Raw genomic sequence first — 2,819 nt, 5'->3', positions numbered from 1 at the left:
ACTGGCCAGCAGCGTTTACCCCCGCCGGGGCAATGAAGCCTGGCTGCTGTGCCGCCGGCAGGCAGCCAAAAGCTTTTTTGGCTGCGGCTACCGAGAAAAATAAGTTGACAATTGTAAACTTAAGCGTAAAATATGATTTGTAAGGTTACAGATGTAAACGAGGAGGACAAGTATGGAACAGGATTGTCGCATTTCAGATGCAGAATGGCAGGTCATGCGGATCGTGTGGACCCTGGGGACGGCTTCCAGCAGCCAGATCGTGGCGCAGCTGACGGCCAAGTTTTCCTGGAGCCCGTCAACGACCAAAACGCTCTTGCGGCGCCTGGAAAAGAAGGGCTTTTTGCAAGTCGACCGGCTGGGGCACCGCTTCAGCTACCGGGCAGCCCTGGGGGAAACTGAGGCCATGCATCAGAGCCTGCAGGCAGATTTCGCCAACATGTGCGACATGCGCAAGGGGGAAATGATTCTGCGCTTGCTCGACGAATTGCCTTTAAGCCGGAAGGACCTGGAGGCGATTGCCCTCAAGGCGGGCCAGAAGGCAAAAACAGCTCCGGAAAAAGTTGACTGTAATTGTTTGAGCAGTTGTCAACAAGAAGAAGGTGGGCAGAAATGTTAGTTAAAATTTTAGTTTTGCTGCTTGCAGCAGCTTTGATTGCCTTGATTTGCTGGTGGTTTTTCGGCAATTTCGAGCAGAGCAGCGACCAGGCCAAGATCGAAGGCGGCCGCCAGGAAGGCCAAGTGGTCGTCAAGGGCGGCTATGAACCGGAAGTCCTTTATTTGAAAAAGGGCGTGCCGGCTGAGGTGACTTTTAAGATGGAAGACCAGACGGCCTGCCTCAGCCACGTTGTCTTTTCAACCCTGGGGGTCGACAAGGACCTGAGCAAGGAAAAGACTGTCAAAATTGACATCCCGACGCAGAAGGCCGGTGAATTCGACTATGCCTGCGGGATGAACATGTTCCATGGAAAGGTGGTTGTCAGATAATGGCTTTGTTCAAGCGGAAGCAAAAAGCAACGATCGTGGTCGACAAGGGCTATGAGCCCAGCGAAGTCCACTTTAAAAAGGGCCAGCCGGCACAGGTGAATTTCAAGGTCAAGACTGACAATGCCTGCCTGGAAAAAGTGGTCTTCAAGGATTTGGGAATTACGGAGGACTTGTTTGCTTCCGGAGCACACACTATCGAGATTCCGACAGAGCAGGCAGGAGAATTTGCCTTCAGCTGCGGAATGGACATGTTTCATGGAAAGGTCGTGATTGAATAATGAAACTGACTAACTGGCGGCGCTTCTGGCTGTCGCTTTTGCTGGCCCTGCCGATGCTGGCTGACATGGTGCTGATGCTGTGGGGACGGATGCTGCCTGGCATCAAGACCTACTCGCTTTTGGCCACCAGTTTGATCATGGCAGTCGCGGCCGGCCCTTACGTGCAGAGTGCCTGGGCGGCTTTCAAACGCCACCAGGCCAACATGAACACTCTGATCGCCGTCGGCACCAGCGTGACTTACGTCTACAGCGTATTTGCCTACTTCACCGGCCGGCCGGTCTACTTTGAAAGCGCGGCTTTCGTTTTGATCTTCGTCTTGCTGGGGGATGCCCTGGAAGAAAAGATGCACGACCGGGCAGCAGCTTCTTTGAACAAGCTGCTTGAACTGCAGGCAACGGAAGCTGAAGTCAAGCGGGGCGGCGAATTCGTCAAGCTGCCTCTGGACCAGGTCGTGGCCGGCGATCTGCTGAAGGTGCGGCCGGGGGCTAAGATTCCGGTTGACGGCCGTCTGGTATCCGGGCAAAGCAGCGTCAATGAAGCCATGGTGACTGGCGAAAGCATGCCAGTGCAGAAAAAGGTCGGCGACCGGGTCATTGGCGCGACCATCAACGGCAGCGGCAGCTTTTTGATGGAAGCTGAGCAGGTCGGCCAGGAGACCATGCTGGCGCAGATCGTGCAGGTGGTCAAGCAGGCGCAGAACTCCCGGGCCCCGATTCAGAAACTGACTGACCAGGTGGCCAACTATTTCGTGCCGGCGGTGCTGATCGTCAGCATTCTGGCTTTTGCCCTCTGGGAGGTCTTTAGTCCGGTCGGCCCGGTTCAAGCCATGCTTTACGCGGTCTCAGTAATCGTGATTGCTTGTCCCTGCGCCCTGGGTCTGGCTACCCCGACGGCCTTGATGGTAGCCAGCGGCCGCAGCGCCAGAATGGGCGTTTTGATCAAGGACGGCGAAATTTTGGAACAGGCCGCCAAGGTGAAGACGATCGTCTTTGACAAGACCGGGACTTTGACGGTCGGTCAGCCGCAGGTTGTCGACCAGGTGGGCGATTCAAGCAGCCTGCTTTTGGCAGCCAGCCTGGAAAACAATTCCGAGCACCCGCTGGCTCAGGCGATCGTTGAGAGCAGCCGGGCAGCCAAGCAGGACTTGCTGCCGGTAACGGATTTCGCGGCCAGGGAAGGCCGCGGCGTTGAAGGCGTGATCGCCGGCGAGACCATCAAGGTTGGCCAGGCCAATTACGTGGACGCGCCTGCTGACTGGCGCGAGCAGGCGGCAGCTTTGGCAGCGGCCGGCAAGACGGTCGTTTACGTCAAGAAGGGCGCTGAAGTGATCGGCCTGCTGGCCCTGCAGGACGCGCCGCGGCCGGAAGCCAAGGCGGTTTTGAGCGAGCTGCACCGGCGCGGCATCAAGACGGTGATGCTGACCGGGGACAACCGGCAGCTGGCCGAAAAGATCGGCCGGCAGCTGGGCGTGGACCAGGTTCTGGCTGAGCTTTTGCCGCAGCAGAAGGCCAGCGAGCTGGCCAAATTGAAGGAAGCCGGCCCGGTTGCCTTCGTCG

4 protein-coding genes are annotated in these 2,819 nt (G+C 57.3%); all 4 read left to right on the top strand.

Features of this window, described 5'->3' with window-relative positions:
* The first annotated feature begins 172 nt into the window (after positions 1-172).
* Complete coding sequence (locus lacNas_RS03325; protein ID WP_201331960.1) at positions 173-616, top strand: CopY/TcrY family copper transport repressor; 444 nt, start codon at positions 173-175, stop codon at positions 614-616.
* The gene (locus lacNas_RS03320; RefSeq protein WP_201331961.1) at positions 610-984 is read left to right on the top strand and encodes a cupredoxin domain-containing protein; all 375 of its coding nucleotides are present in this window, start codon (positions 610-612) and stop codon (positions 982-984) included. The genes lacNas_RS03325 and lacNas_RS03320 overlap by 7 nt, the downstream gene beginning before the upstream one ends.
* Positions 984-1,262 carry a cupredoxin domain-containing protein gene (locus lacNas_RS03315; protein WP_201331962.1) on the top strand — a complete coding sequence of 93 codons (279 nt, stop codon included), beginning with the start codon at positions 984-986 and terminating at the stop codon, positions 1,260-1,262. Before lacNas_RS03320 ends, lacNas_RS03315 begins: the two co-directional genes overlap by 1 nt.
* The coding region (locus lacNas_RS03310; RefSeq protein WP_201346589.1) for a heavy metal translocating P-type ATPase at positions 1,262-2,819 on the top strand (1,558 nt) is incomplete at its 3' end. The genes lacNas_RS03315 and lacNas_RS03310, both read left to right, overlap by 1 nt.

This window comes from Lactobacillus nasalidis, from assembly GCF_016587775.1.
Lineage (GTDB): Bacteria > Bacillota > Bacilli > Lactobacillales > Lactobacillaceae > Lactobacillus > Lactobacillus nasalidis.
Note: the sequence above shows the minus strand (reverse complement) of the source record. Positions and strands in the feature narration are given on the sequence as shown.